This window comes from Actinomadura rugatobispora, from assembly GCF_055379765.1.
The window spans coordinates 4,539,432-4,564,668 of sequence record NZ_AP029191.1 but is presented as its reverse complement, the minus strand read 5'-3'; the positions used below and the strand labels follow the sequence as shown (position 1 = coordinate 4,564,668).

The following is a 25,237-nucleotide window of genomic DNA, read 5'->3' as shown; positions in this document are numbered from 1 at the left end:
GCCCGGACGGCCGCGACGATCAGGGGGTCAGCGGCCGGGGGAGGCCGTGACCAGCAGGGCGGCGGCGAGCAGCACGACGCACAGCAGCGCCGTCTCGATCGCCACCGAGTAGAGGAACGGGCGCACGGTCGCCGCGTTGCTGCGCAGCGACACGGCCGCGTCCAGCCGGGCGGCGACCCACCGCTTGCTGCGCTGCGCCGCGCCGAGCACCAGCGCGAACACGGCCAGCTTCGCCAGCAGCAGCCGCCCGTAGTCCGTGGTGAGCAGGCCGCCGAACGAGCCGACGAGCTGCCAGGTCAGCAGCAGCCCGGAGGCCGCGATGGTCAGGACGGAGACGAGCGCGAGCGTGGAGTAGCGGGGCACGACCTCGGCCAGTTCCGCCGGACGGCGCCGCCGCAGCACGCCGACGAGCAGGACGGCCAGCCCGCCGAACCACAGCGAGACGCCGGCCAGGTGCAGCAGGTCCGCGGTCTGGCTGAGGAAAGGCCGCGGCGAGGCGGCGGCGTGCGCCGTCATGCCGGTGGTCCGCAGCAGTCCGAACCCGACCGCGAGCGCGGCGATCCGCCACGCGGGCCGCCGTACGGCCTGGTCCCCGCCGCGCATCGCCCAGGCGAGGACCACGGCCGCCAGCAGCCACAGCAGTCCCTTGACCGCCCCCACCTCGCCGATGCGGTCGGTCAGGACGGCGCCGAGCAGGCCGGGGTCGACGACGTCCGACAGCGGTCTCACCCGGGTGTGGACGGCCTGCAGCCCGAGGCCGGCGACGGCGGCGAGGGCTCCGGCCGTCCAGGCCGTGACGAGGGCGCCGCGGACCCGGCGGTCCCAGGCCCCGCGCGGCCACAGCAGCGCCAGGAAGGCGAGCCCGCCCACGAACAGCGCCAGCCCCACGAAGCCGATCACCTTCACCGCGACCAGCAGGGGCCGTACGGCGGGGTCCTCGCGCGGCACGGGTTCGGCGGCGGGGGGCGGGGCGACCACGGGCGCGGGCACCGCGTCCACGGTGAAGCGGAGCGTTCCACGCGCGGTGTGACCGTCGGTCTCGCTGCTCGAACGCCACGCCACCGCGACCTTGCCCGAAAGGGGACGGTCGAGCCGGGACAGATCCGCGACGAGCGTGCGCGGCGCGCCGGACGCGCGGCTCAACGGAAGCTTCTCCCCCGCGACCTCGACCGACGAGCCCCGTTCCGACACCGCCTCGCCGAAGGTGAGCGACAACCGCCGGGGCGCCTCGGCGAGCTCAGCGCCTTCCTTGGGATCGGACCTGGTCAGTTCGGCGTGGGCGTGCGACACGGAGCCGGGAAGTACCAGCCAGAACAGGACGGCGGCCATCACGCAGAGCGCGACCCGGTACCGGCGCGGCCGCGAGCGGGGTACGGCCATCCCCGGTCACCTCCCCGGACGCGCGGACGGCGCCGGCGCGGTCGCGGGCTGCGGGCAGGCCGCCGCACCGCCCAGCAACGGCACCAGCAGCGGGTCCAGAACACCGGGCGGGGCCGGAGTCGTCCCCAGCGGCAGGACGGGCCCGATCAGCGGCCCGGTCACCGAGTTCACCGTGGGCCCGAGCAGCCCGGGGCACGGAGTCTGGGCGGGCGGCTTTTCCGGAGGGGGCGTCGAGCCGGGCGGCGCCGGGGTGTGCCCGGGCGGATGCGGCGTCGCGCCGTCCCCCGGCATCGGCGGATGGGACGGTGGCGTTCCCGGCGGGTCGTGCACGGCCGGGGGCGGTGCCGCGCCGACGTCCGAAGCGGGCGGGGGCGGGACGGGCTCGGCGGGCTCGGGCGACGACGGCACCAGCGGCTCGATCGGCGCGGCGTTCGGCGGTGTCGTCGCGGGCGGCCCCGCGGCGCCGGCGGTCCAGGAAACGCCGAGGCCGGAGGCGTACCCCACGAGGATCACGACGGTGCCGACGAGCACGGCGGAGACGAGAGCGCCCCGCCGGTCGGGTGAGACGGTTGCCATGGCGCGGCCTCAACGCGGCCGGGCGGCGGCGTGACGAAATGTGGCCATTGTGCTTCTCCCAGTGATCGGAGCAATGGGAGGCCACGTTTCCCGAGCGATGATCGCGCTATGTGAAGGTCCTGTTACAAGGTCACCAATTAACCTGCACTCGCCGCATCACGCTCAGTGAAATGCCCGCTTCGCGAGTCAGAGCAGGACGACCTGCCGCACGGCCTCGCCGGAGTGCAGCCGGTCGAAGCCCGCGTTGACCTCGTCCAGCGTGAGCCGGTGCGACAGCAGCGCGTCCACCGGCAGGCTCCCGGCGCGGTACAGGCCGATGAACCGGGGCACGTCCCGGCGGGGCACGCTGGACCCCAGGTAGCTGCCGCGCAGCGTGCGCTCCTCGGCGACCAGGCTGAGCGCGGGCAGCGTCACCGGCTCGCCGGGCGCGGGCAGCCCGACCGTCACCGTCGTGCCGCCGGGACGGGTCGCCGCGTACGCCTGCTCCAGCACCGGCACCACCCCGGTGGTGTCGACGACCTTCTCCGCGCCGCCACCGGTGAGCTCGCGCACTTGCTCCACCGCGTCCACGCCACCGGTGACCGCGTGCGCGGCCCCCAGGCCCAGCGCCAGCTCCAGCTTGGACGGGACGACGTCGACCGCCACGATCGTCGACGCCCCCGCGGCCTTGGCGGCCAGCAGTGCGGCCAGCCCGACACCGCCGAGCCCGAACACCGCGACGCTGTCGCCCGGCTTGACGTCCGCGCTGTAGAACGCGGCGCCCGCCCCGGTGAGGACGGCGCAGCCGAACAGCGCGGCGATCTCGTACGGCAGGTCCGGGTCGACCTTCACCGCCGACCGCGACGACACCACCGTGTACTCCGAGAACGCGGAGACGCCCAGGTGGTGGTACGGGCGCGTGCCGTCCCCGGCGGTGAACCGCGTCCCGCCGCCGAGCAGCGTCCCGGCGCCGTTGGCCCGCGCGCCCGGCCCGCACAGCGCGGGCCGTCCGCCGACGCACCGCTCGCAGCTCCCGCACGCGGGGACGAACGCCAGGATCACGTGGTCGCCGGGCGCGAACTCGGCGCCGTCCCCGGCCGCCACGACCTCACCGGCCGCCTCGTGGCCGAGCGCCATCGGCAGCGGCCGCGGCCGCGACCCGTTGATGACCGACAGGTCGGAGTGGCACAGCCCCGCCGCGCGCACCCTGACCAGCAGCTCGCCCGGACCCGGCGGGTCGAGCCGCAGCGTCGCGACCTCGATCGGCGCGGACGCCGCGTACGGCTCGGGCCGTCCCGACTCCACCAGCACCGCGGCCCGCGTCTCGACGATGCCCCCGCTCACGCGACCACCAGTTTCTGCATCTCGGCGCGGATCGGCTCGGGGACCGCGACCGGACGGCGGCTCTCCCGCCCGACGAACACGTGCACGAAGTACCCCTCGGCGACCAGCGTCCCGTCCGAGCGGTACAGGCCGATCTCCCAGCGCACGCTGGAGCGTCCCAGCTTCCCGATGCGCAGGCCCAGGGAGATCGTGTCGGGGAAGGCGACCTCCGCCTTGTACGAGCAGTGCGACTCCACGCACAGCCCGATCGTCTCCGCCGTGCCCGGGTCGAACCCCGCCGTCGTGATCATCCACTCGTTGACGGCGGTGTCCATCAGCGAGTAGTGGACGACGTTGTTCACGTGCCCGTAGAGGTCGTTGTCCTTCCAGCGGGTGGGGACGGTCACCCAGTGCAAGTAGTCGTCGTTCACGCGACCAGCATAGATACCGGCCGGTAACGCGAGATCGGTGAAATCGCCCGCCTCAGTGCGGCCGCCGCCCGCCGCCGCCACGGAACCTCGCCAGCACCCCGCGCATCTTCGCCTGCGTACGCGGGTCGCGGGCCATCCGCTCGGCGCGGGCCCGCGCCTGCCGTCCCTGCGGGCTGTGCAGGAAACGCTTGAGCTTGGAGACGATCGAAGCCATCTCTCCTCCTCCGCCAGGTTGTGCCGGGCGCGTGGGGGCGGATCCGGCGGCCTCATCCGGACAACGAACCGTTCCGGCCGAAGGTTGCAGGCGTCATGCCCCAACCCCGGGCCGCCAACCGGCATCGGATAGATCAACGAGCCGCTTGTCACCTCCACGGAAGGCCGACCATGACGCTCCCGTCCAGGATCGGCGCCGCCGGCCTGCTGCTCCTCGCCGCGGCGGCGCTGGTCACGCTCAACCCGTTCCGCTGGATCGTGTTCGGCGACGCGCTGCACTACCGGCTGGGCACAACGGCCCTCGGCCTGCTCCTCCTCGTCGTCGCCTGCGTCGTGACCATGGTCAAGACGGCGGATTGGCGCCGGTGGACCGCACTGCCCCTGGCCGTCTGCTCCACGCTCGCCGCCCTCTGGTGCGCGTACAACGCCCTCGGCTACCTCATCTTCGCGAACCCCGACAAGCTGCAGCCCGTGGCGGTGTCGCCCGACGGCCGGCTCAAAGTCGTCCTGCACGACAACTCCGGCTGGGCCGGCTACGACCAGGGCCTTTACGTGCAGTCGACCGACGGCTTCTTCAGCAAGCGCGCCTACCTGGGCTGCCGCAACCTGTACGAGGGCGAGACAAAGTTCGACCGGGTGAGGTTCACGGCCCCGGACACGGTGGTCGTCAAGGCGGGCGAAGAGGAGTGGACACTGCGCTTCGACCCGAAGGACGTCAAGACCATCAACACGACCTCCGAAAACTTCTGCAAGCAGGACCTCTACACCGGCTGACACGACGCGAAAGGCTCGGGATGCGACTCTCCAAAGTTCTGGGGGCCGCCGGCCTTCTGCTGCTCGCCGTGGTGGGCCTGGCGTGGCTGAATCCGTTCCGCTGGGTCGGGGCCGGGGACCTGATGTCGTTCACGCCCTTCGCGGTGGCCGCCGCCCTGGCCCTGATCATGGCGGCGGGGTTCTTCGCCGCGCCGAAGGTCCGGAGGGGATGGCGCTGGGCCACGTGGGCCGCGTCCGTCTGCGTTGGCATGGTGGCGGTGCTGAGCGTGATGACCGGGTGGTTCGTCCTGGCGTTCAGGGACACCGACATGCGGGTGGCGGCGGTGTCACCCGACGGACGGTTCAAGCTGATCGTCCACGAGACCTCCAACGTGATCGACCCGGTGGAGGGCCTGTACGTGCAGTCCACCGACGGGCCGTTGAGCAGGCGCGCCTACTTCGGCTGCTTCAACCACGACGCGACCGAGCCGCTGGAATGGGCGCGATTCACGGGCCCGGACACCGTCACGGTCAAGGCCGAGGGGCAATGGACCCTCCGGTTCGACCCGGACGAGGTCCGAGCCATCGACACCCTTCCCGACGGCATGTGCGCGCAGGGCCTCTACACGGGTTGACCGTTCCCTGTTTCGGTCCGTTGTGCTTCCATGGCTCACCGTGCCGCAACCCCTGTACGTCCCCTCGGAAACGCCCGTACAAGAGCTCCCCCAGCACGACGACCGCGTCGTCCTGGTCCTGGCGAGCACGCGGCGGCGCGTCGTGGCCCGGCTCGTCGACCTCCTGGCCACGTGCCTCACGGCGATGGCCGTCCTGTCCCCCGCCTTCGCCTTCGCGCTCTGGACCGAGGACAGCTCCAGTGCGCTGATGGCCGTGTCGCTGGCGACGGCCATGGTGCTCGTCTTCCCCGCGATCATCGCGCTGCGCGTGGGACGGTACGTGTGGTGGGGCTGCACCGTGGGCCAGCGCGTCGCCGGACTCCGCGTCGTGTGCAAGGACGACGGCACGAGCCTGCCGAACTGGAGGCAGGCGTTCAGAAGATGGATCATTCCCCAGCAGGCGCAGGGCTTCCCGCTGGTGACCGACTTCTGGACGCACAAGATGGACAAGCGGCTGGGCCAGTGCGTCCACGACCAGAAGGCCGGAACGGTCGTCGTCCGAGCCCTGCCCGACGAACGCACGCACCGCATCGTCCTCGGCTCCGCCCTGGGAGTCATCGGGGCGGCCGTGGTGGCCACGCCCCTCGTGTTCGGAGCGCTGGAGGCCAGGGGCCCGGCCTTCGAGGTGAACACCTTCTACGACGACGACATCCGGTTCGAGAACCGCCGCAACGGCCTCGCCGTGGCGTACGAGCGGACCGCCGCCAAGGTCCTGGACGACGAGAAGGGCTGCCTCGCGGGCGCCACCACCGACCAGGCCCGGTCCGTCCTGCGCCAAGCAGGATGCGAGGGCCGTATCGAGGCCGCGTTCAGGACCACCGACGGCGTGCTGGTCGGCGGCCACGTCCTGAAGTTCCCCGACGCCGCTGCCGCCTCGACCGCGCAGCAGCGCCTGACGTTCACCGACCTGCGCTTCGTCCCCGGCGGCCGCATCGACCCTCCGGGCGGTGCGAACATCGGCCAGGTCGGGGACGAGGACCGCTACGTGGTCGTCACGATGGCCGTCTCGCCCAAGCAGCCGGAGGCGCCCGTCAAGGCCAAGAACGCCTTCGCCCTCATCCACGCCCCGGTCCTGAGCACCATCGTCTGGTTCTGATCAGCGAAGGTCCTGGCCCGCGGGACGCCACGGCCCCGAGCAGCACCGGCCACGCCCTCGCCGAGGACGGCGGCACGGCCGCCCAGCTCATGGCCGCACCCCCACTGGAAACCGCCTGACCAGTTCAGGTGAGGTGTTGGTCCAGCCGGTGCCGGAGGAGGGCCTGCTGCGCCGGGTTGGTGGTCAGGGCCAGGGCTTGCTCGTCGGCGGTGTGGGCGGCTTCGGGGTCGCCGAGGGCGCGCAGGAGTTCGGCACGGGTGGCGTGGTAGAGCGAATAGCGCTGTAGGGTGCGCTGCTCGCCTGGGGGCAGGGCGTCGAGGGCGGCGAGCGCGTTGGCCGGGCCGCCGCGGGGCGGCGGGGCGTGGTGGACGGCGATGGCGCGGTGCAGCCGGTGGATCGGGGACGGCGCCAGCGCCAGCAGCATGTCGTAGAGCACCAGGATCTGGGCCCAGTCGGTGTCGTCCCAGCTCGGGGCCTCCGCGTGGCAGGCGACGATGGCGGCCTGCACCTGGTAGGGGCCGGGCCGTTTGCGGGCGGCGGCGCGTTCCAGCAGGCCGATCGCCTCGCCGATCGCGGGCCCGTCCCAGCGGGCGCGGTCCTGGTCGCGCAGCGGCACCAGGTCTCCGGCGGCGGTGAAGCGGGCGGCGGCGCGGGCCTGGTGCAGCCGGATGAGCGCGAGCAGCCCCAGCACTTCGGGCTGCCCGGGCATCAGCCAGGCGAGCTGGGCGGCGAGCCATTCGGCGTCGCCGGCCAGGTTGGCCGCGTGCGGGCGGTCGCCGGCGCTGGTCAGGTAGCCCTCGTTGAACAGCAGGTAGACGACGGCCAGGACCTGGCCGAGCCGGTCGGGCAGTTCGGTGTCAGAGGGGACGCGGTAGGGGATGCCCGCTTCGGCGATCTTGCGTTTGGCGCGCGTGATGCGCTGCGCGACGGTGGACTCGGGGACCACGAACGCGGCGGCGATCTGCGCGGTGGTCAGCCCGCACACCGTCCGCAGCGTCAGCGCGATCTGCGCGGACCGCGGCAGGGCCGGATGGCAGCAGGTGAAGATCAGCTTCAGCCGGTCGTCGGGGTCGGGCCGGGGCGGCCACCGCAGCCGGGCGAGCTTGTCGCGGTGGGCGGCCTGGCGGCGCAGGACATCGATGCCGCGGTGGCGGGCGACGGTCAGCAGCCAGGCGTCGGGATGCTCGGGGACGCCTTCGGCGGGCCAGCGGCGCAGCGCGGTCTCCACGGCGTCGGCGACGACGTCCTCGGCGGCCGCGAAGTCGCCCAGGACCCGTACCAGGCAGGCCGTCAGCCGGCCCGCGTGCTCGCGCACCACGCGGGCCAACTCGGCGTGCGCCTCGTCGCCCGCCTGGCGGCGCGCGCCGGGGCGGCGGTCGGCGGTCATGCGGGCGGCTCAGGTGATGGGACGGATCTCGACGACGGGGCAGGCCGGCCAGGCGCGGGCGATGGCGAGGGCCTGATCCAGGTCGTCGACCTCGATCTCGGCGTAACCGGAGACGACCTCCTTGCCCTCCACGAAGGGGCCGTCGGTGACCACCGGCCCGCCGCCGTCCAGACGCACCGTGGTGGCGGTCTCGGCCGGGTGCAGGTACGCGTGGTGGGTGATCTGCGCGGCGTGATCGGCGAACCACAGCCCGACCCGCTCGAACGCCGCCTGGCGCTCGCTCTCGCCCATGGCCTCCAGGTCGTGCGCGAACTCCTCGGTCTCGACGAACATCAGCACGTATTTCACGGTTCTGGTCCTTCCCAGATGATGGTGGATGAGCCGGAGCATTCCGGCTGCCTGTCATCCCCAAGACGAACGGCGCCGCCGCCGATCCGACACCTTGCGCGGGAAATCTCCACTTTCTTTTTCGGTGATCCAGCGGGCGGCGAGCAGGCCGGAGCCGGCGGTGAGGACGGCGGCGGCGATGACGGTGGCGTTGAGGCCGAGGGCGTCGGCGAGGACCCCGGCGACCAGGGCTCCGGCGGCGTAGCCGATGTCGCGCCAGAACCGGTAGGTGCCCAGCGCTTTCGCTCGCCAGGCGGGATGGGCATGATCGGACACCGAGGCGATCAGTGCCGGGTAGACCATCGCCGTCCCGACGCCCAGGAAGACGGCCGACATGATCCCCGCCAGCAGAGGCCGGTCCAGCAAGACCAGCGCCAGAACGAACCCCCCGGCCTGGACGAGCATGCCGGCCACGATGAGGGGTTTGCGGCCGATGCGGTCGGCGAGGTGGCCGGTGTAGATCTGCCCGATCCCCCACAGCAGCGGGTAGAGGCCCTTGATCAGGCCGACGGCGGCCAGGCCGAGGCCGTGGTCGGTGAACAGCAGCGGGAACACGCCCCAGGTGAGGCCGTCGTTGAGGTTGTTGACCAGCCCGGCCTGGCTGGCGCCGCGCAGCGAGCGGTCGCGCCAGGAGGTGCGCGCGAAGGCGGTGGCCAGGCCGGTCGGCTCGGTGGCGGGCCGTGGGTGCCGGGCCAGTTCGAGCGCGAGGTGGGCGGCGGTGTCGCGGACGATCAGGGACAGGGCCAGGCCGGCGGCGACGAACACGACGCCGATCAGTTCGGGGGCGGGCCGCAGGCCGTAGACGGTGGCCAGATAGCCGGTGGCCAGGGCGGTGGCGCCGACGGCGACGTACCCGGCGGCCTCGTTCAGCCCGGTGGCCAGGCCCCGCCGCGCCGGGCCGACCAGGTCGATCTTCATGTTGACGGTCATCGACCAGGTCAGGCCCTGGTTGATGCCCAGCAGCACGTTCGCGGCGATGATCCAGTTCCACGACGGTGCCCACGCCAGCGCGAACGGCACCGGCACGCCGGCCAGCCAGCCCGCGATCAGCAGGTGCCTGCGGCGGAACCGGGCGGTCAGCGCGCCCGCGGCCAGGTTGGTCAGGGCCTTGGTCACGCCGAAGGCGATGATGAAGGAGAACACGACCAGGTCGCTGGTCAGCCCGAACACCCTGGTACCGATCAGCGGGACGGTGGTGCGCTCCAGCCCGACCAGCGCGCCCACGCACACGTTGACGACGACCAGCAGGGTGAACTGCAGCCAGTTCTCGCGCAGCCCCAGCCTGGTGGTGCTCACACCGCGGGCTCCAGGCGCAGGCCGTGGGCGGCGGCGTACTCGTCGGGGGTGCCCCGCAGGACGGTGAGGTCGGTGTGCCCGGCGCGTTCTAGGACGCTGGCGGCGGTCATGGCGCGCTCGCCGTGCGCGCAGGCCACCACCGCGCCCGCCGGGGCGTCACCGGCATGGTCGGCGAGGTCGCCGAGTTCGAGGTTCAGGGCACCGGGCACGTGCCCCGCGTCGTACTCGGACCGCTGGCGCACGTCGACGTACGGGGCCGCCGGGGCCTGGTCGGCCGTGACGAACGCGGTGGTGGCCTCGGCGGACGTCCAGGCGGGCATCCCACCGGCCAGGTGCCCGGCCAGGCGCTCGTACCCGATCTTGTACGCGGGCCAGACGATCTCGTCCAGGTCCTGGTCCGCACCGGCGACGAAGGCGATGGGGGCGGTGGCGGGCAGCAACCAGCCCAGCCAGGTGGCGAACTGGTCGCGCAGCGCGATGGACAGGGCGCCCGGGATGTGCCCGGCCGCGAAGTCGGCCGCCGGACGGACGTCCACCACGTACCCGCCGTCGTCCAGCAGCGCCTTGACCTGCCCGGCGTCCAGTTCCGGCAGTGACGGCGCCGCCGTGAGCACGGCGGGGCCGCGCCGGTTGAGCTCGTTGAGGCGGGCGAAGTACTTCGGGTAGGAGCCCAGGCCGTCCACCAGCCGCCGCACGAAGGTGTCCTCGTCGGGCGCGGCCAGCAGCGGGTTGTTCCGCTTCTGGGCACCGATGGTGGTGGTGCGTTCGCCGCCGGGCGGTGCAGAGCAGAACGAGCCCGCCCCGTGCGTGGGCCACACCGCGGTGTCGTCCGGCAGCGTGACCAGGTGGCGCAGCGACCGGTACTGGGCGCGGGCCAGGACCTCGGTACGGTCGGCGCCCAGCAGGTCGGTGCGGGCGGCCGAGTCCACGATCAGCGAGCCGCCGGTGAACACTCCCAGCACGCGCGTCCCGTCCAGCAGCAGGAAGGACAGGTGCTCGTCGGTGTGCCCGGGCGTGGCCACCGCGCGCAGCGTCAGCCCGCCCAGATCGACCTCGTCGCCATCGTCCAGGCCACGGTGCGGAAAGGCACGGTGCCCGGCGGCCGGGGCCAGCACGGTCGCCCCCGTGTCGTGCCCGAGCTGGAGGGCCCCGGACAGGAAGTCGGCGTGCAGATGCGTCTCGGCCGCGTACGCCACGGTCAGTCCGCGCCGCCGCGCCGCGGTGTGCAGGTCGCGCAGATCCCGACTCGCGTCCACGGCCAGGGCGCGTCCGTCGCCCAGATCGACCAGGTAGGCGCTGTTGCCCAGCCCCTCGTCGACCAGCGGCACCAGGTGATCCTCGGCGAAGCCCATGCGGTCCTCCCATCCGCTCGGCGGCATCACCCACCACATTCCATGGATTTGCGGAGGAAACCATGGCGGGGACCGGCAATGCGCCACGACGTCGCCCGGCTTCTGCGCAAGGTGGACGTGCGTCCGGTGGAGGAGTACCGGGCCGGGCACAAGCGTCCCGGTCGCCGAACTGGCCGACCAGCCCGTAGAGGTCGGACAACCCGCCTGGCTCAGCAGCAGGCGCAGCCGGGGCCGCAGGACTGCGGCACGGCGGCGGGAACCGCGCAGCAGGCGTCCCCGCGCCACGCCTCGCGGCCTTCCTTGACGGCGACGGCGGCGATGACCAGCGCGGCGATCGGGTCGGCCCAGGCCCACCCGAACAGCGTGTTGACCGCCAGCCCGACCAGCAGCACCGCCGACAGGTAGGTGCACAGCAGGGTCTGCTTGGAGTCGGCGACCGCGCTGGCCGACCCCAGTTCGCGTCCCGCGCGGCGCTGCGCGTACGACAGGCCCGGCATGATCGCCAGGCTGAGCCCGGCCAGCACCAGCCCGGCCGTGGAGTGCTCGGCGTCGCCTCCGCCCAGCAGCGCGGCGATGGCATCGGCGGTCACGTAGGCGGCCAGCGCGAAGAACGACACCGCGATGATCCGCAGCGCCCTCCCCTCCCGCCGCGCGACCACCTCGGGTTCGCGGGCGGAGAACTGCCAGGCCACCGCGGTGGCCGAGGCCACCTCGATCACCGAGTCCAGCCCGAACGCCACCAGCGCCCCCGACGAGGCGACGCTGCCGGCCGTGATCGCGATGGCGGCCTCGACCAGGTTGTAGGCGATGGTGGCGGCCACCAGCAGGCGCACCCGCCGGGCCAGCACCGCCCGCCGCCGCGGCGAGGGCCCCAGCGACAGCGCCGTCATGTCCGCGCGGTATTGCCGTAGGTGGGGCACAGCGCGACGGCCCGGTCGGTGGCGGACAGCAGGTGCTCGGCCGCGCGCAGCAGGTCCAGCAGTTCGGGGGCGGCGATGAAGTAGAAGGACTGGCGGCCCTCGGCCCGGTAGTCCACCAGCTCGCAGCCGCGCAGGCAGGCCAGATGCTTGGACACCGTGGACTGTGCCAGCCCCAGTTCACGGGTCAGGTCCACCACCCTGGCCTCGCCCCGGGCCAGCCGTTGCACGATCGACAACCGCACCGGGTCGGCCAGCGAATGGAACAGCGCCGCCGCCGGCGCCAGCCCGTCCAACGAAGTCATTCCACAATCGGAATCAATCGCCATACCGCGATGATAGCTCTGGTGCGTGGTCGGTCAAGGAGATGCGCGCCCAGACCCACTTGCCCTGCGGCTCGGTCCTCTGGACGCCGCATCCGTCCGAGAGCGCCTGGACGATCGGCAGTCCCCACCCGCCCGTACCGTCGTCGTGCCCGTCGTCCAGGGCCCGCGCATCGGGCTCGATGTCGTCCAGCGTCAGCTCTTTGACGGGAGTGGCCACCGGCATCGCGTCGGAGGAGTCCCACACCGCCAGCAGCACGGCCGCCTCGCCCTCGCGCGCGAACCGCACCCGGATCTCCCCGTCCGGCGTGGTCTGCACGGCGTTGGCCACCAATTCCCCGGCGATGAGAACCGCGTCGTCGACAAGGCGGTCGAGCCCCCAGCCCGCGAGCCGATATTCGATCAAGGACCGAACCTGCCCCGGCGCCGTCCAAGCGGCAAGACACACAATGTCCAGATCGCCGGTAATCCCGGTAATGCCGCCCATATTCCTCACCCCTATTCTCTGATTCCTGGGGCAACTGTGGACTTGACCGGCTAGCTTGTCGCGTGTCGATGAAACTCCCGACACACCGGAGCGTGACCCATGGCCCCCGTAGAGTCGCTGAACCCGGATCACTCTTTCAAGCACTGGATCGCCTCTGACCTGCGCTTCTTTCGGGAGCGCGAAGGGCTCTCGCTCTCCCAGATGGGCCAGATCATGAAATGCAATCGGCACACCGTGTCGAACATCGAGCACGCCCGCGACACCTGGAACATGAACGAAGATCAGGCGGATCGTCTCGACGCCTTCCTCCGGCTCAATGGACATTTCGCGCGTCTCGTCCGCTACGCCCGCACCGCCCACGACCCCGACTGGTTCGCCGAGTACGCCAAGCACGAGGCAAAGGCCTTGGTCATCAGGCTCTACCGGCTCTCGCTGATCCCTGGAATCCTCCAGACGCCTGACTACGCCCGCGCGGCCATCACCGCCTCGCGCATGGTCACAGACATTGAGGCTGCGGTGAACGCTCGAATGGAACGGTTCGAGGTGCTGATGCGCCCGAAGCCGCCGACGCTGTGGGTGGTGCTCGACGAGGCCGCTCTTTACCGGCCCATAGGTGGGCCATCTGTAATGGGCGAACAACTCGCAAGGCTGCGTGAGGTGGTAGAGCTCCCGCACGTGATGGTGAGGATCGTTCCACGATCCACAGGCTTCTATCTAGGGCTGGAGGGTTCCTTCAACAGCCTGACCATGGAATCTGGGGAAATGTCCTTCGTGGAGGCTCCCGGTGGAGGGAGGCTGATACAGGGCACTAGGGAAGTTCGCGAGTTCACGGTACGTTGGGACCGTATCGGGGCAAGCGCCCTACCCTGGGACCTGTCTCGAGACCTGATCACACAGGCGATGGAGCGGTTCACATGATCACTTGGCGTAAGTCGACTTACAGCGGCGGCGGCGGTTCGGGTGGCCAGGACTGCGTCGAGTTGGCCAGGCTTGCTGGAGCGGTTGGTGTTCGTGACAGCAGGGCCCCCGAAGCCGGGCATTTGGCACTGGCGCCGGAGGCATTCACGCGTCTGGTGGCTCAGGTGAAGCGCGATGAGTTGGGCGTCTGATTCCGGTCGGATCACCTGGCGTAAGTCCAGCCACAGTGGCGGCACCACGGCGCAGTCCGACTGCGTTGAGCTGGCACGGCTTTCCGGGGCGGTTGGTGTTCGTGACAGTAAGGCTCCGGAGGCTGGGCATCTGGCCCTGACGGCGGAGGCGTTCGCGCGGCTGGTTGCTCGGGTGAGGCGGGACGAGTTGCGCGGCTGATCCTGGATCAGGGGGCGGGCGGAGTGAGGCGCTGATCCATCTCGTGGAGGAACAGGTCGGGGTCGATGCCCGGTGTGGCGGCCCAGATCGCGCATCCGTGGTCGCGCATGTTCCGCTCGGCGCGCCTTCCGAGCCGTGTCCAGACCGCCGAGTCGTCCACCACCGCGACGCCCAGGAACTTCCCGTCGCACCCGACGGTCATGATGTCGTCCCACGGTATGGCGATCCGGTACTCCGGCAGCTCAAGTTGCAGGACGGTGGAAGTGCAGGCGACGTGAGCGGGCCGCCGCAGTTCCCGCCAGGCCCAGATCGTGCGCTCGATGAGGTAGATCCCGGCACCCAGGAACACCGGCGCCGATGCCGCCTGCCACCACGGGAAGGCCGCCCACCCCGTCTCGTCGGCGTCCCTGTCGGCAAGACTCACGAGCAGGGGGACGCCGCCGAGGAAGAACGACATCGGCACCGTGGCCGCCATCACGATCACGCCGAGGACGAGGCGGCGGCGCGCCAGGCCGAAGATCACGGCCGGCTCCGGTGTCCCGTCCACGTCCACGGTGCCGTGCTCGGGCGGCACGCGCGAGCGTCCCGTCACCGGAATCAGGACGAGGCAGACGATCAGCGTTGCGACACCGAGCAGCAGTGCCCCGACGAGGACGGTCAGCGCCACCTCAGCCGGTATCAGCGCTATCAGGAGCGCCATGCCGCCCACGACGGCGGCCGTGGTCACACCGAGCGTTTTCGCTCTGCCCATCGCGTCCCCCCCCGGCGGTGAAGATCGAGAGGTTAGACGCTGAAACCGGGGCGCAGGGTCGCGCCCGGGAGGCAGGAGTCCGAAGCGGTGATGGTCCATGCGCCGACCTCGTTGTAGGCCGAGCCGCCACTGCGAATGGCCGCGGGTGAGGCTGGCCACGAACTCTCTTGTCGCCGATCACGCCGGGACCGCGACCAGCCTGTGACCAGGCGAGTACGCCAGAGCCCTGGGGCTCATCGGCCCGAGCGCGGAGGCCCGACGTCAGTGGGGCGTCACGACGACCTTGCCGAGGGCGTGTCCCTCGCCGACGTGGCGCAGCGCCTCGGGGACGTCGTCGAGCGTGAAGGTGCGGTCGATGTGGATGTCGACCTTGCCCGCGGCGCAGAGGTCGGCAAGCGGCTCGAACCGCGCGGGGCCCAGACGCACCACGAGAACTCCCATCCTCCGCCCGGTGAGTAGGCCGGCGATCGATCCGATCGTCCCGATGTTGAGCACCACCGGTACGGAGCCGCCCACGCACCAGTACCGGCCGCCGCGAGCCAGCGCCCGCCCGCAGGCGAGCGGCGAGCGGGTGGCGACGAGGTCCAGCACGAGGTCGTACCGCTCGCCGGTCCGGGCGAAGTCCTGGCTCCGGTAGTCGATCACCTCGTCGGCGCCCAACGACCGCATGAAGTCGAGCTTGGCTGCGTTGTCGACTCCGGTCACATGGGCGCCGGCGCGTTTGGCCAGCTGGATCGCGAACGATCCCGAGCCGCCGCCGGCGCCGTTGATCAGTACCCGGCGCCCCGCACCGGCGGGAGCCGTTCCCTGCAGCGCGATCGCCCCCGCCTGCGGGATCGTCGACGCCTCGGCGAAGGTCAACTGCTTCGGCTTATGAGCGAGAGCCGATTCGGGCGCCACCGCGAACTCGGCGAAGCCGCCCTTCAGGCCGAGATTGTCGCCGTACACCTCGTCTCCCACGTCGAAGCGAGACACCCCCGAGCCCACGGCCTCCACCCGCCCGGCGATGTCCGAGCCGAGCGTCCTGCGCGCCGGCTTGCGCAGTCCACCGATCCGCGAGTACAGGGGATCGCCGCGCAAGGTCTCCCAATCCGAGAGATTGAGCGACGTCGCCGCCACTCGCACGAGGACCTGCCCCGGAGCCAGCGACGGCGTCGGCACGTCCTCCACGCGCAGCGCGTCCGTCGAGCCGTACCTGTCGTAGACAACCGCTCGCATCTCGTCTCCCGGCTCGGAAGCATCGCCCGAGCGGAGGGTAGCCGTCTCCGCAACCGCGGAACCAGGGCTCCGGCGTGGTCGAGTGATCCGCCTGGGTGTCCGAAAGTGGTCGGCGGGTGCCGCACACCGGGCATCCGGGTGAGCCAGACCGCCGACTGCGGCAGCCGGCTCGCGCCGATCGGTCCCGGGCGGCCCAACGAGGACGAGGCGGCGGGCCAGGCCGAAGGGATCACGGTCGGCTCCGGCGCCCCGCCCGCGTCCACGGTGCCGTGCTCGGGCGGCACACGCGAGACGAGGCAGACCGTCAGCTCAGGAACGTCACGGCCGCCCGCGGGCCAGGGGGGTCAGGAGTCCGACGTGGTGATGGTCCACGCGCCGACCTCGTTGTAGGCCGAGTCGTAGATGGGGGAGCCGTCGCCGGGCTTGAGGTCGTAGTGGTGGAGGTTGCCACCCCAGTAGCGCAGGATCCGGCCGAGTTCCTTGTCGGCGCTGCCGTCGAACGCGGTGTCGCCCATGTCGACTTCGAGTACGAACTTCATCGCTCACCTTCCTGTTCGGGGTCCTTCAAGTTTCTCATTGAAGTTGCTTGTGAGGGTTTGAAGGAGTTGGTTGGCAGGTTGGCCGCATTTCCTTGGGACGAAAGTCTCAAGTGGCGGTCGCGGTGAAGTCGGTCAGGCCGTTCTCTCGGGTGTTGTGGGCGGCGCGGATGCGCCATCCGTCCGGGGTTCTTACCAGGACGAAGGTGATGAGGCCGCGGCGGTCTTCGGCGGGGGCGCCGGGGAGGCGGTGGTCGGGCCAGGTCCAGACGGTGTGGACGAGCGCGACGTCGGCCGTGACCTCCTGGATGTCGACGACGTCCTGCGTGTAGTTCTTCTTCTGGTCGAGGACGGACGGCGGCACGTCCTTGTGCCCCGCCACGTTCTCCGCGCGCGTCCGCCACCAGAGGCCCCGGTGGGTGATGAAGTCGGAGTCCTCGGTGAAGAGGGCGCCCCACTCGTCCATCTCGTGCCGGATCCACAGGTCGGTGTGCCTGGCCATCAGGGCCCTGATCGCGTTCTCGTCCATGGCACGATGCTCTGACCTCGACCTTGGTCGAGGTCAAGGGGGTGTGGTGTTCCGGGCCAGCCGCGCGGCCTCGGAACGGAGGCGTTCGCGCAGGTCGGTGAGGGCGTCGATGCGTTCGTCCAGGGTGGCCAGGCGCTCGTTGAAGATCGCGAGGGTGTCGCCGCAACCGTCGGTGGCGGGCGGCCCGCCGAGGCAGTGGACGAACCGCAGCACGTCCTGCGAGCCGAGGCCCGCGCGCAGCAGCCGGGCGATGTCGCGGACGAGGGGCACGGTGCCGGGCTCGTAGATCCGGTAGCCGTTGCGGTCCCGTTCCGCGGTGATGAGGCCCTGCTGCTCGTAGTAGCGCAGGGCCCGCGTGGACACCCCGGCGCGGCGTGCCACCTCACCGATCCTCATGCGCGCGCTCCCTCCCGCGGACGGTTCCGAAAGGCCATCGCGAACAACGCCAGGGAGGCCAGGACGCATCCCGCCGCCGTCCCGGTCACCGCGACCGGGCCGCCGGTCTCCAGTGCCAGGCCGCCGAGGCCGCCGGCGAGCGCGAAGCCGAGGAACATGGCGCTGTTGTTGAGCGCGATGAGTTCGTTCGCGGCCTCGGGGGCGCCGCCGCGTTCCAGCAGCCATGCCTGCGTCGCGGGCGCGATCCCCCAGGTCGCCAGTCCGTACAGGGTGAGGGCCAGCGCCACCACGGGCGTCGGGTAAGGGCCGCCGGCGAGGCCGAGGAGGGTCATGAGGGCGGGCGCGGCCAGCACTCCGAGCAGCATCAGCCGCAGCGCGCGCAGGGCGCCGAGCGCGTCCACGAGCCGGCCGCCCGCGAGCGCGCCGACGATCCCGGCGGCGCCGACCGCGGTGATCAGGGGCGCGACCGCGGCGCCGCGCAGCCCGCCGAGCCTGGCGGCGATTTCGGTGACGTAGACGTACGACATCATGCCGCCCGCGCCGGAGGGGATCATCGCCGCCAGCGCGGGGAGCGTCCCGGGGTGGCGCAGGACGGCGAGCCGGTCCCGGAGACGGCCCGGGGCGGCGCCCGGTACCCGCGGCACCGTCGCGAGCAGCGCGACACCGGCCGCGGCGGCGAGCGCGGCGACGAACAGCATCGTGGACCGCCAGCCGAGGGCGCCGCCGATCCAGGTGCCGAGCGGCACGCCCGCGACGAGCGCGGTGGTCAGGCCGGCGCCGACGACGGCGAGGAAGCGTCCCCGGCGGCCCTCGGGCGCGGCGGTGGCGGCGAGCGCGAACGCGGCGGGCGCGGCGGTGGCGGCGGCCAGGCCGGAGACGATCCGCGCCGCCATGAGCGTCCCGTACGTCGGGGCCGCCGCGGCGGCGAGGTTGGCCGCGGCGAACACGGCCGCGGAGGCGGTGAGGACCGCGCGCCGCGGCAGCCGCGCGGTGAGCAGCGCGGCGAACGGCGCGCCGAGCGCGTACGTGAGCGCGAACGCGGTCACCAGCTGGCCGCTCGCGGCGACGGTGACGTCCAGGTCGCGGGAGATGGCGGGGAGGATCCCGGCGATGACCAGGTCGTCGGTGCCGATCGAGAACGCCAGCAGGAAGAGGGCGGGCAGCCACAGCGGGCGCGTCGTGTGCGAGGCCATGGCGGGACGGTAGGAGGTTGACGCCTGCGTCAAGGTCAAGCCCGCCGGGGCCGGTTTCAGGGGACGATGCGTTCGACCGTGGCGGTGATCAGGTCGGCGATCTCGTCCTCGGGGAAGACGTCCGGGAGGGTGAGGCGCTCGACGATCAGCCAGTTGAGGGCCAGGTAGAGCAGGACGACCGTGGTGGTGTCGCCGGGCATGCCGGACTCGTGGTGGAAGTCGATGTTGGCCTTGAGGTCGGCCTTGATCTGCTCGGTGAGGACCGCGCGCAGCTCGGGGCGGCGGGTGGCCTCCAGGCGCAGTTCCAGCAGGGCGAGGTAGCCGGAGCGGAACTCGGTGATGCGGCCGACGAGTTCGTGCATGAGCCGGCCGACCATGGCGCGGTCGCGGGGGCCGTGCATGAGGTCGGTGATGGCGGACGGGTCGGGCGTGAGCCGCTCGTAGACGCGCCCGCCGGCCTGGGTGAGCAGGTCGTCGCGGTTGGCGAAGTAGTTCGAGGCGGTGCCGGGGGGGGACGGCGGCCCGGGTGTCGACGGCGCGGAAGGTCAGGCCGCGGGCGCCCTGGTCGGCGAGGACCTCGATGGCGGCGTCGATCAGCGCGGCGCGGCGGGCCGGGTTCTGGCGCATGGGGGGTCACTCCTCCGGGTTGACACCACTCTGGCTGTAGTACTACGTTCAAACCACTTCAAGCAGAGTACTACAGATGGCTTGGAAAGGGGGCGGGTCGCATGCGCGGGCTCACCTACTTCGTCGGCGCGTCGATCGACGGGTTCATCGCCGGACCCGGCGGCTCGATCTCGGACTTCTTCCCGCTGCCGGACGGGATGCTCGACCTCCTCGTCCAGGAGTATCCGGACACCATCCCCACCCACCTGCACGAAACGGTCGGCGCACGGCCGAACGGCCGGTTCGACACGGTCGTGATGGGCCGCGCCACCTACGAGCCCGGTGTGCGGGAGGGCGTCACCAGCCCGTACGGCCACCTCAGGCAGTACGTGGTCTCCAGCACGATGAAAAGCTCCCCTGACCCCGCCCTGGAGCTGATCCGGGACGATCCGGCGGCCGCGGTCCGCGCGCTCAAGTGCGAGGAGGGCGCCGGCGTCTGGCTCGCCGGCGGCGCCGCCCTGGCCGGGACGCTGCTGGACGAGATCGACGAGCTGGTGGTGAAGGTCTACCCGTTCGTCATGGGCTCGGGTATCCCGCTGTTCACCGCGCCCTTCGCCTCCGGCCGGTTCAGGTTGGCCGACCACCGCACGGTCGCCGGCGGCGCCGCCGTCAACACCTACGCCAAGCAGTGAGGAACCGCATGCGCAAGCTCGTCTACTACGTCGCCGTCACGATCGACGGCTTCATCGCCGGGCCCGGCGGTGAGTTCGACTTCTTCCCGATCGAGCCGGACGTCATGCGGGTGCTCACCCCCGAGCTGCCTGAGACCGTCCCGACGGCGTTCCGGGAGCAGGCCGGGGTCGCCGACCTGCCCAACCGCCGCTTCGACACGGTCGTGATGGGGCGGGGCACCTACGACCCCGCCTTCAAGGAGGGCATCACCAGCCCGTACGCCCACCTGAAGCAGTACGTCTTCTCGCGGAGCCTGGCCGGCACCGATTCCGAGGTGGAGATCGTCTCGGCCGATGCGGCGGAGTTCGTCCGGGGGCTCAAGCGGCAGGAGGGCGCGGACATCTGGCTGTGCGGCGGCGGTGACCTCGCCGCCCAGCTGGCCGGGGAGATCGACGAGATGATCATCAAGCGGAACCCGATCGTGATCGGCGACGGGATCCGCCTGTTCGACGGGCCGTTCGAGGCGCACCGCTTCGCCCTCACCGAGACCCGCCCGTTCGAGTCGGGGGTGGTCGTCATGCGGTACGCCAAGAACTAGGCCCTGGAACGGGACGCGGGCCCGGCTCGTCCTAGGGGAAAGGGCGGCACGACTCACGGGGAGGCCGGAATGGGGCGCGGCGGGATTCCGCACGACAGGTCGGGGCAGCTCAAGCAGATCGAGAGCGGGCTGCTCCCGGGGGAGCAGATCATCGCGGTCTACGACGCCGTCGGCGCCGGGACGGGCTTCATCGGCCTCACCGACCGCCGCGTGATCATCCAGGACAAGTCGTTCGTCGGCAAGAGGATCGCGATCACCAGCGTCCCGTACTCGCGGATCAGCTCGGTCAGCGTGGTCAGCAACAAGTCGTTCGCGGGGTCGTTCTTCTCCTCCGGCGCGATCGCGATCCACGTGGGCACCCAGCTCTACGAGGTCGAGTTCCGCGGCGAGGAGAAGACCCACCACGTGCACAACGTGATCATGCATCACATCTCGCTCTGATGATGACGCCGGACGAGTTCTGGACGCTGCTGGACGGCTCCGCGGCCGCGGCGGATCGCACCGGGTGGCTGACCGCCCGGCTGGCACGGCTCCCGGCCGCGGAGATCATCGAGTTCGAGGTCCACCTGACCGCCCAGCGCAGGCGGGTCGACACCCGCCTGATGTGGGGCGCCGCCTGGAACATCATGGAGGGCTGGTGTTCCGACGACGGCTTCTGGTACTTCCAGCCCTGGCTGGTCGGCCTGGGCCGGGACGCGTTCGAGCGCGTCGCCGCCGACCCTGACGCGCTCGCCGGACTCCCTGAGGTCCGCCGCCTGGCCGGCCGTCCGATGAAGGAGTGGTCCGACGACGAGTGGCCCCAGTGGGAGTCGCTCAACTACGTCGCGCTGCACGCCTACGAGCGCGCCACCGGCGACGACCTGGACGAGGCCCTGGAGGCCCGCGGCCTCGGCCGCGTCTGTGACGCCGCCCCCGAGGACCCCCGCTGGGACTACGACGACCCCACCGAACGACGGGCCCGCCTTCCGCGGCTCACCGCTCTCCTGGGCTGAGCCCCGGGCGGGAGCACGCACGCGCCCCCGCCCGGGGCGTCAGAAGGCTTCGTCGAAGGTGACGGTGCCTTCCACGCCTCTTTGGTAGGCGGAGACGCGGCGTTCGAAGAAGTTGGACAGTTCCTGGACGTCCTGGAGTTCCATGAACGCGAACGGGTTGGACGAGCCGTACCGGACGGGCAGGCCCAGCCGGGTGAGGCGCTGGTCGGCCACGTACTCCAGGTAGCCGCGCATGTCGCCGGCGCTCATCCCGGGCAGGCCGTCCCCGCACAGGTCGCGGGCGAACTCCAGTTCCGCCTCGACCGCCTCCTCCAGCATGCGGGTGACCTGCGCGGTCAGCTCGGCGTCGAACAGGGCGGGTTCTTCGGCGCGGACGGTGTCGACGACGGAGAAGGCGAACTCCATGTGCTGGCTTTCGTCGCGGAAGACCCAGTTGGTCCCGGAGGCGAGGCCGTTGAGGAGGCCGCGGGAGCGGAGCCAGTAGACGTAGGCGAACGCTCCGTAGAAGAACAGGCCCTCGATGCACGCGGCGAAGCAGATGAGGTTGAGGAGGAAGGAGCGGCGGTCGGCGGGTGTTCGCAGCTCGGCGAGGGCTCCAATGGAGTCGATCCAGCGGAAGCAGAACTCCGCCTTGGCCTTGATGGACGGGATGTGCTCGATGGCCGCGAACGCCCGCGCGCGCTCGTCGGCGTCGGGAAGGTAGGTGTCCAGCAGGGTCAGGTAGAACTGGACGTGCACCGCCTCCTCGAACAGCTGCCGTGACAGGTACAGCCTGGCCTCGGGGGCGTTCAGGTGTTTGTAGAGGTTCAGGACGAGGTTGTTGGCCACGATTGAGTCGCCGGTGGCGAAGAAGGCGACCAGCCGGTTGACCAGGTGGACTTCCTCGGGGGTGAGCTTGGTCAGGTCGGGGAGGTCCGAGGCGAGGTCGACCTCCTCTACCGTCCAGGTGTTGCGGATGGCGGCGCGGTAGCGCTCGTAGAAGTCGGGGTAGCGCATGGGCCGGAGGGTGAGGTCCATGCCCGGGTCCAGGAGCGTCACTGGCACGCCTCGCAGGTCTCGGGGTTCTCCAGGGAGCACATGACTGCTTCCTCGGGGGCGGTGACCGTTGTCTGGGTGATGCGGGTCGCGGGGCGCGAACGCAGGTAGTAGGTCGTTTTCAGGCCGCTGCGCCATGCGTAGGCGTACATCGAGGAGAGCTTGCCTATGGTGGGCGTCTCCATGAAGAGGTTCAGCGACTGGCTCTGGTCGATGTAGGGCGTGCGGGCCGCGGCAAGGTCGATGAGGGACTTCTGGGGGAGTTCCCAGGCGGTCCTGTAGAGGGTGCGGAGTTCCTCGGGAAGGTCGACGATCCCCTGGACCGACCCGTTGGAGCGCTTGATGGCGTCCCGGACGGCGGGCGTCCACAGGCCCAGCTGTTTGAGGTCCTTCACCAGGTAGCCGTTGATCTGGAGGAACTCGCCCGACAGCGTCTCGCGCTTGAACAGGTTGGACACCTGCGGCTCGATGCACTCGTAGCAGCCCGCGATGGACGCGATCGTGGCGGTCGGCGCGATCGCGATCAGCAGCGAGTTGCGCAGCCCGACCTCGGCGACCCGGGCCCGCAGCGCGTCCCACTCGGCGGCGCGGGACGGCGACGCGTCCGGGAAGTGGTCCGGGTGGAGCGTGCCGCGCGCGGTGCGGGTGCTCGCGTACGCGGGCAGCGGCCCGTTCTCGGCCGCCAGGTCGGCGGACGCCCCGTAGGCCGCCAGCGCGATCTCCTCGGCGATCCGGGTGGACAGCTCCAGCGCCTCGGCCGAGTCGAACGGCAGCCGCAGCGTGAAGAACACGTCCGCCAGCCCCATCACGCCCAGCCCGACCGGCCGCCACCGCCGGTTGGCGTCCGCGGCCTCCGGGGTCGGGTAGAAGCCGCGGTCGATCGTGCGGTCCAGGAAGCGGACGGCGGTGCGGACGGTGGACCGCAGCCGCTCCCAGTCCACCCCGTCCGGGCTGCTGCCGTGTGGGGGGCGACCCCCACGCCCCCGCACGAGGTGCGCGGCGAGGTTGACCGAGCCGAGGTTGCACACGGCGGTCTCGTCGCCGCCGGTCACCTCCAGGATCTCGGTGCACAGGTTGGACAGGTGGACGACGCGGTCCGGCTCGGCGGTCTGGTTGCAGGCCCGGTTGGCGGCGTCCTTGAAGGTCATCCAGCCGTTGCCGGTCTCGGCGAGCGTCCGCATCATGCGCCCGTAGAGGCGGCGCGCGGGGACCCGCCGCACGTACCGGCCCTCCTCCTCGGCGCGCCGGTACGCGGCGTCGAAGTCCTCGCCCCACAGGTCGGTGAGCTCGGGCACCTCCTTGGGGTCGAACAGCGACCAGGTCCCGTCGGCCTCGACCCGGCGCATGAACTCGTCGGGGATCCAGTTGGCGAGGTTGAGGTTGTGGGTGCGGCGGGCGTCCTCGCCGGTGTTGTCGCGCAGCTCCAGGAACTCCTCGACGTCGGCGTGCCAGGGCTCCAGGTAGACGCAGGCGGCGCCCTTGCGGCGGCCGCCCTGGTTGACGGCGGCGACGGAGGCGTCGAGGGTGCGCAGCCACGGGACGATCCCGTTGGAGTGCCCGTTGGTGCCGCGGATCAGCGACCCGCGGGAGCGGATCCGCGTCCAGGAGACGCCGATGCCGCCCGCGTACTTGCTGAGCCGCGCGACCTGCCCGTACCGCTCGTAGATCGACTCCAGCTCGTCGCGGGGCGAGTCGAGCAGGAAGCACGACGACAGCTGGGGGCGGGCGGCGGCGGAGTTGAACAGGGTGGGGGAGCTGGGCAGGTACGACAGGGTGCTGAGCAGCCCGTACAGTTCGGCGGCCTCGGCGGTGCCATCGACGTGCTCGCCCGAGGGGGGACGACCCCCCACGCCCCCCGGAGCGACTTCGTCGCATGCGAGGCCGCAGGCGACGCGGAGCAGGAAGTGCTGGGGTCGTTCCAGGACGCGGCGGGTGCTCGGGTGCCGCAGCAGGTAGCGGTCGTAGAGGGTGCGGAGCCCGAAGTACTCGAAGCGGTCGTCGGCGGACTCGTCGATCAGCGCGTCCAGCTCGGCGGCGCGGGCGGCGACGAACGCGGCGGACGCGTCGGCCAGCAGGCCCTGGGCGTGCGTGGCCGCGATCGACTCGGAGAAGGTCCGCACCCCTTCCGCCGCGGCCTCGTCGGCGATCTTCAGGCCGAGCAGGCGGGCGGCGACCTTGGAGTAGGCGGGTTCGGCGGCGACCAGGGCGGCGGCCTCGGCGATCGCCTGGTCGCGGTGCCCGGCGTCGCCGCGTACGGCCGCCAGGACCCGTTCCGGGTCGGCCCCGGGCAGGCCCGCGCAGGCCCGCTCCACCTCCGCGGCCCACCGGGCGCGGTCGTCGTTCAGGGGACGGGCGGGCGGTGCGATGACGTGCTGTGTCACGTGTTCTGCTCTCTCCCTCGCGAGCTGCTCGCCTCGCCGGGGGGCGCGCACGCGAACGGGAGCACGGCGGCGCGCCGTGCCCGTCCACCGGCCCTCCCGCGAGGCCTGGACGAACATCGGTGCGGGCAGGTCTTCGGACTCGCGGGCACCACGCCTCCGGTCGTCCGGAGTCCGTGACCTAGTGGCCGTCGCTTCCCGGCGCGCCACCTGGGGGTGGGCGCGCCAGTGCCGATGACGGCGGTCGTTCCCGCTCACCGCTGCGGGGCAGTCCCGGAATTGGCGGCGCCGATGGCGTGCGGCGCCCCGCACCGGGTTCCCTCTTACGACGCCCGCGCCGCTCGGCGGCGCCGGGCGAACCAGCACGGGCAAGACCCTACATCTAGTCGATCGATCTTGCGACAACCCCATATGTTGGGCGTGTTGGGCGCTACCCGGGGGGAGGTATAGA

At 71.6% G+C, this 25,237-nt stretch carries 30 protein-coding genes, 1 pseudogene and 1 riboswitch; of the genes and pseudogenes, 10 read left to right on the top strand and 21 right to left on the bottom strand.

Going from position 1 to position 25,237, the window contains the following annotated elements:
• Nucleotides 1–27: 27 nt before the first annotated feature.
• The 5 genes from ACZ466_RS20100 to ACZ466_RS20080 all read right to left on the bottom strand — a co-directional run bounded on the left by ACZ466_RS20100 (nt 28) and on the right by ACZ466_RS20080 (nt 3,903).
• Nucleotides 28–1,380 carry a copper resistance CopC/CopD family protein gene (locus ACZ466_RS20100; RefSeq protein ID WP_378282956.1) on the bottom strand — a complete coding sequence of 451 codons (1,353 nt, stop codon included), beginning with the start codon at nt 1,378–1,380 and terminating at the stop codon, nt 28–30.
• A gap of 6 nt (nt 1,381–1,386) precedes the next feature.
• Nucleotides 1,387–1,956: a hypothetical protein gene (locus ACZ466_RS20095; protein ID WP_378282955.1), complete on the bottom strand. Its 570-nt coding sequence runs from the start codon at nt 1,954–1,956 to the stop codon at nt 1,387–1,389.
• Nucleotides 1,957–2,142: 186 nt separating this feature from the next.
• Nucleotides 2,143–3,279 (bottom strand): zinc-binding dehydrogenase, encoded by a 1,137-nt coding sequence (locus ACZ466_RS20090; protein ID WP_378282954.1) that lies wholly within the window; start codon nt 3,277–3,279, stop codon nt 2,143–2,145.
• Nucleotides 3,276–3,689 (bottom strand): acyl-CoA thioesterase, encoded by a 414-nt coding sequence (locus ACZ466_RS20085; protein WP_378282953.1) that lies wholly within the window; start codon nt 3,687–3,689, stop codon nt 3,276–3,278. The genes ACZ466_RS20090 and ACZ466_RS20085 overlap by 4 nt, the downstream gene beginning before the upstream one ends.
• Before the next feature lie 52 nt (nt 3,690–3,741).
• The gene (locus ACZ466_RS20080) at nt 3,742–3,903 is read right to left on the bottom strand and encodes a hypothetical protein (RefSeq protein ID WP_378282952.1); all 162 of its coding nucleotides are present in this window, start codon (nt 3,901–3,903) and stop codon (nt 3,742–3,744) included.
• A 170-nt stretch (nt 3,904–4,073) separates the two neighbouring features.
• Between ACZ466_RS20080 and ACZ466_RS20075 the strand changes: the two genes are divergently transcribed.
• From ACZ466_RS20075 to ACZ466_RS20065, 3 genes are read left to right on the top strand one after another with little or no spacing between them, the layout of a single operon-like run.
• Nucleotides 4,074–4,676: a hypothetical protein gene (locus tag ACZ466_RS20075; protein ID WP_378282951.1), complete on the top strand. Its 603-nt coding sequence runs from the start codon at nt 4,074–4,076 to the stop codon at nt 4,674–4,676.
• Nucleotides 4,677–4,696: 20 nt separating this feature from the next.
• On the top strand, nt 4,697–5,290 hold the full coding sequence (locus tag ACZ466_RS20070) for a hypothetical protein (RefSeq protein WP_378282950.1): 594 nt from the start codon (nt 4,697–4,699) through the stop codon (nt 5,288–5,290).
• 40 nt (nt 5,291–5,330) lie between these two features.
• On the top strand, nt 5,331–6,425 hold the full coding sequence (locus ACZ466_RS20065) for an RDD family protein (protein WP_378282949.1): 1,095 nt from the start codon (nt 5,331–5,333) through the stop codon (nt 6,423–6,425).
• Nucleotides 6,426–6,549: 124 nt separating this feature from the next.
• Here ACZ466_RS20065 and ACZ466_RS20060 read toward each other — a convergent pair whose 3' ends face one another.
• The 7 genes from ACZ466_RS20060 to ACZ466_RS20030 form a co-directional block, all read right to left on the bottom strand.
• Complete coding sequence (locus ACZ466_RS20060; protein WP_378282948.1) at nt 6,550–7,812, bottom strand: RNA polymerase sigma factor; 1,263 nt, start codon at nt 7,810–7,812, stop codon at nt 6,550–6,552.
• Nucleotides 7,813–7,821: 9 nt separating this feature from the next.
• Nucleotides 7,822–8,160, bottom strand: coding sequence for a YciI family protein (locus ACZ466_RS20055; RefSeq protein WP_378282947.1), 339 nt, complete (start codon nt 8,158–8,160; stop codon nt 7,822–7,824).
• Between the two features lie 54 nt (nt 8,161–8,214).
• Nucleotides 8,215–9,495, bottom strand: coding sequence for an MFS transporter (locus ACZ466_RS20050; protein ID WP_378282946.1), 1,281 nt, complete (start codon nt 9,493–9,495; stop codon nt 8,215–8,217).
• Entirely contained in the window at nt 9,492–10,874 is a 1,383-nt protein-coding gene (locus ACZ466_RS20045) for an MBL fold metallo-hydrolase (RefSeq protein ID WP_378282945.1), read from the bottom strand. Before ACZ466_RS20045 ends, ACZ466_RS20050 begins: the two co-directional genes overlap by 4 nt.
• Before the next feature lie 182 nt (nt 10,875–11,056).
• Nucleotides 11,057–11,737: a cation efflux transmembrane domain-containing protein gene (locus ACZ466_RS20040; protein ID WP_378282944.1), complete on the bottom strand. Its 681-nt coding sequence runs from the start codon at nt 11,735–11,737 to the stop codon at nt 11,057–11,059.
• Nucleotides 11,734–12,069 carry an ArsR/SmtB family transcription factor gene (locus ACZ466_RS20035; protein ID WP_378282943.1) on the bottom strand — a complete coding sequence of 112 codons (336 nt, stop codon included), beginning with the start codon at nt 12,067–12,069 and terminating at the stop codon, nt 11,734–11,736. The genes ACZ466_RS20040 and ACZ466_RS20035 overlap by 4 nt, the downstream gene beginning before the upstream one ends.
• A gap of 13 nt (nt 12,070–12,082) precedes the next feature.
• A complete protein-coding gene (locus ACZ466_RS20030; RefSeq protein WP_378282942.1) occupies nt 12,083–12,574 on the bottom strand; it encodes an ATP-binding protein in 492 nt (163 codons plus the stop codon).
• A 99-nt stretch (nt 12,575–12,673) separates the two neighbouring features.
• Here ACZ466_RS20030 and ACZ466_RS20025 point away from each other — a divergent pair, with 99 nt between their 5' ends.
• The 3 genes from ACZ466_RS20025 to ACZ466_RS20015 are packed head-to-tail and all read left to right on the top strand — an operon-like array spanning nt 12,674 to nt 13,882.
• Entirely contained in the window at nt 12,674–13,492 is an 819-nt protein-coding gene (locus tag ACZ466_RS20025) for a DUF5753 domain-containing protein (protein WP_378282941.1), read from the top strand.
• On the top strand, nt 13,489–13,683 hold the full coding sequence (locus ACZ466_RS20020) for a DUF397 domain-containing protein (protein ID WP_378282940.1): 195 nt from the start codon (nt 13,489–13,491) through the stop codon (nt 13,681–13,683). Before ACZ466_RS20025 ends, ACZ466_RS20020 begins: the two co-directional genes overlap by 4 nt.
• Nucleotides 13,667–13,882, top strand: coding sequence for a DUF397 domain-containing protein (locus tag ACZ466_RS20015; protein WP_378282939.1), 216 nt, complete (start codon nt 13,667–13,669; stop codon nt 13,880–13,882). The genes ACZ466_RS20020 and ACZ466_RS20015 overlap by 17 nt, the downstream gene beginning before the upstream one ends.
• 7 nt (nt 13,883–13,889) lie before the next feature.
• Here ACZ466_RS20015 and ACZ466_RS20010 read toward each other — a convergent pair whose 3' ends face one another.
• The 7 genes and pseudogenes from ACZ466_RS20010 to ACZ466_RS19980 form a co-directional block, all read right to left on the bottom strand.
• Nucleotides 13,890–14,633: a hypothetical protein gene (locus ACZ466_RS20010; RefSeq protein ID WP_378282938.1), complete on the bottom strand. Its 744-nt coding sequence runs from the start codon at nt 14,631–14,633 to the stop codon at nt 13,890–13,892.
• A gap of 261 nt (nt 14,634–14,894) precedes the next feature.
• Nucleotides 14,895–15,803: an NAD(P)-dependent alcohol dehydrogenase gene (locus tag ACZ466_RS20005; protein WP_378282937.1), complete on the bottom strand. Its 909-nt coding sequence runs from the start codon at nt 15,801–15,803 to the stop codon at nt 14,895–14,897.
• A 392-nt stretch (nt 15,804–16,195) separates the two neighbouring features.
• The gene (locus ACZ466_RS20000) at nt 16,196–16,390 is read right to left on the bottom strand and encodes a hypothetical protein (RefSeq protein ID WP_378282936.1); all 195 of its coding nucleotides are present in this window, start codon (nt 16,388–16,390) and stop codon (nt 16,196–16,198) included.
• A 106-nt stretch (nt 16,391–16,496) separates the two neighbouring features.
• Entirely contained in the window at nt 16,497–16,916 is a 420-nt protein-coding gene (locus ACZ466_RS19995) for a YybH family protein (RefSeq protein ID WP_378282935.1), read from the bottom strand.
• A gap of 33 nt (nt 16,917–16,949) precedes the next feature.
• Entirely contained in the window at nt 16,950–17,312 is a 363-nt protein-coding gene (locus ACZ466_RS19990) for a MerR family DNA-binding transcriptional regulator (protein ID WP_378282934.1), read from the bottom strand.
• Nucleotides 17,309–18,505: an MFS transporter gene (locus ACZ466_RS19985; protein WP_378282933.1), complete on the bottom strand. Its 1,197-nt coding sequence runs from the start codon at nt 18,503–18,505 to the stop codon at nt 17,309–17,311. Before ACZ466_RS19985 ends, ACZ466_RS19990 begins: the two co-directional genes overlap by 4 nt.
• A 56-nt stretch (nt 18,506–18,561) precedes the next feature.
• Nucleotides 18,562–19,132 (bottom strand): annotated as a pseudogene (locus ACZ466_RS19980) (TetR/AcrR family transcriptional regulator).
• Nucleotides 19,133–19,233: 101 nt separating this feature from the next.
• Between ACZ466_RS19980 and ACZ466_RS19975 the strand changes: the two are divergent.
• The 4 genes from ACZ466_RS19975 to ACZ466_RS19960 all read left to right on the top strand — a co-directional run bounded on the left by ACZ466_RS19975 (nt 19,234) and on the right by ACZ466_RS19960 (nt 21,373).
• Complete coding sequence (locus ACZ466_RS19975; protein ID WP_378282931.1) at nt 19,234–19,803, top strand: dihydrofolate reductase family protein; 570 nt, start codon at nt 19,234–19,236, stop codon at nt 19,801–19,803.
• 8 nt (nt 19,804–19,811) lie between these two features.
• The gene (locus ACZ466_RS19970; protein WP_378282930.1) at nt 19,812–20,381 is read left to right on the top strand and encodes a dihydrofolate reductase family protein; all 570 of its coding nucleotides are present in this window, start codon (nt 19,812–19,814) and stop codon (nt 20,379–20,381) included.
• A 69-nt stretch (nt 20,382–20,450) separates the two neighbouring features.
• Complete coding sequence (locus ACZ466_RS19965; protein WP_378282929.1) at nt 20,451–20,822, top strand: PH domain-containing protein; 372 nt, start codon at nt 20,451–20,453, stop codon at nt 20,820–20,822.
• Nucleotides 20,822–21,373 carry a DUF4240 domain-containing protein gene (locus ACZ466_RS19960; protein ID WP_378282928.1) on the top strand — a complete coding sequence of 184 codons (552 nt, stop codon included), beginning with the start codon at nt 20,822–20,824 and terminating at the stop codon, nt 21,371–21,373. The genes ACZ466_RS19965 and ACZ466_RS19960 overlap by 1 nt, the downstream gene beginning before the upstream one ends.
• 39 nt (nt 21,374–21,412) lie before the next feature.
• Here the strand turns inward: ACZ466_RS19960 and ACZ466_RS19955 are convergent, their stop codons facing one another.
• Both ACZ466_RS19955 and ACZ466_RS19950 read right to left on the bottom strand, forming a co-directional pair.
• The gene (locus tag ACZ466_RS19955) at nt 21,413–22,411 is read right to left on the bottom strand and encodes a ribonucleotide-diphosphate reductase subunit beta (RefSeq protein ID WP_378282927.1); all 999 of its coding nucleotides are present in this window, start codon (nt 22,409–22,411) and stop codon (nt 21,413–21,415) included.
• Nucleotides 22,408–24,789 (bottom strand): ribonucleoside-diphosphate reductase subunit alpha, encoded by a 2,382-nt coding sequence (locus tag ACZ466_RS19950; protein WP_378282926.1) that lies wholly within the window; start codon nt 24,787–24,789, stop codon nt 22,408–22,410. The genes ACZ466_RS19955 and ACZ466_RS19950 overlap by 4 nt, the downstream gene beginning before the upstream one ends.
• A 107-nt stretch (nt 24,790–24,896) precedes the next feature.
• A riboswitch (cobalamin riboswitch) is annotated at nt 24,897–25,165 on the bottom strand.
• Between the last annotated feature and the right edge of the window lie 72 nt (nt 25,166–25,237).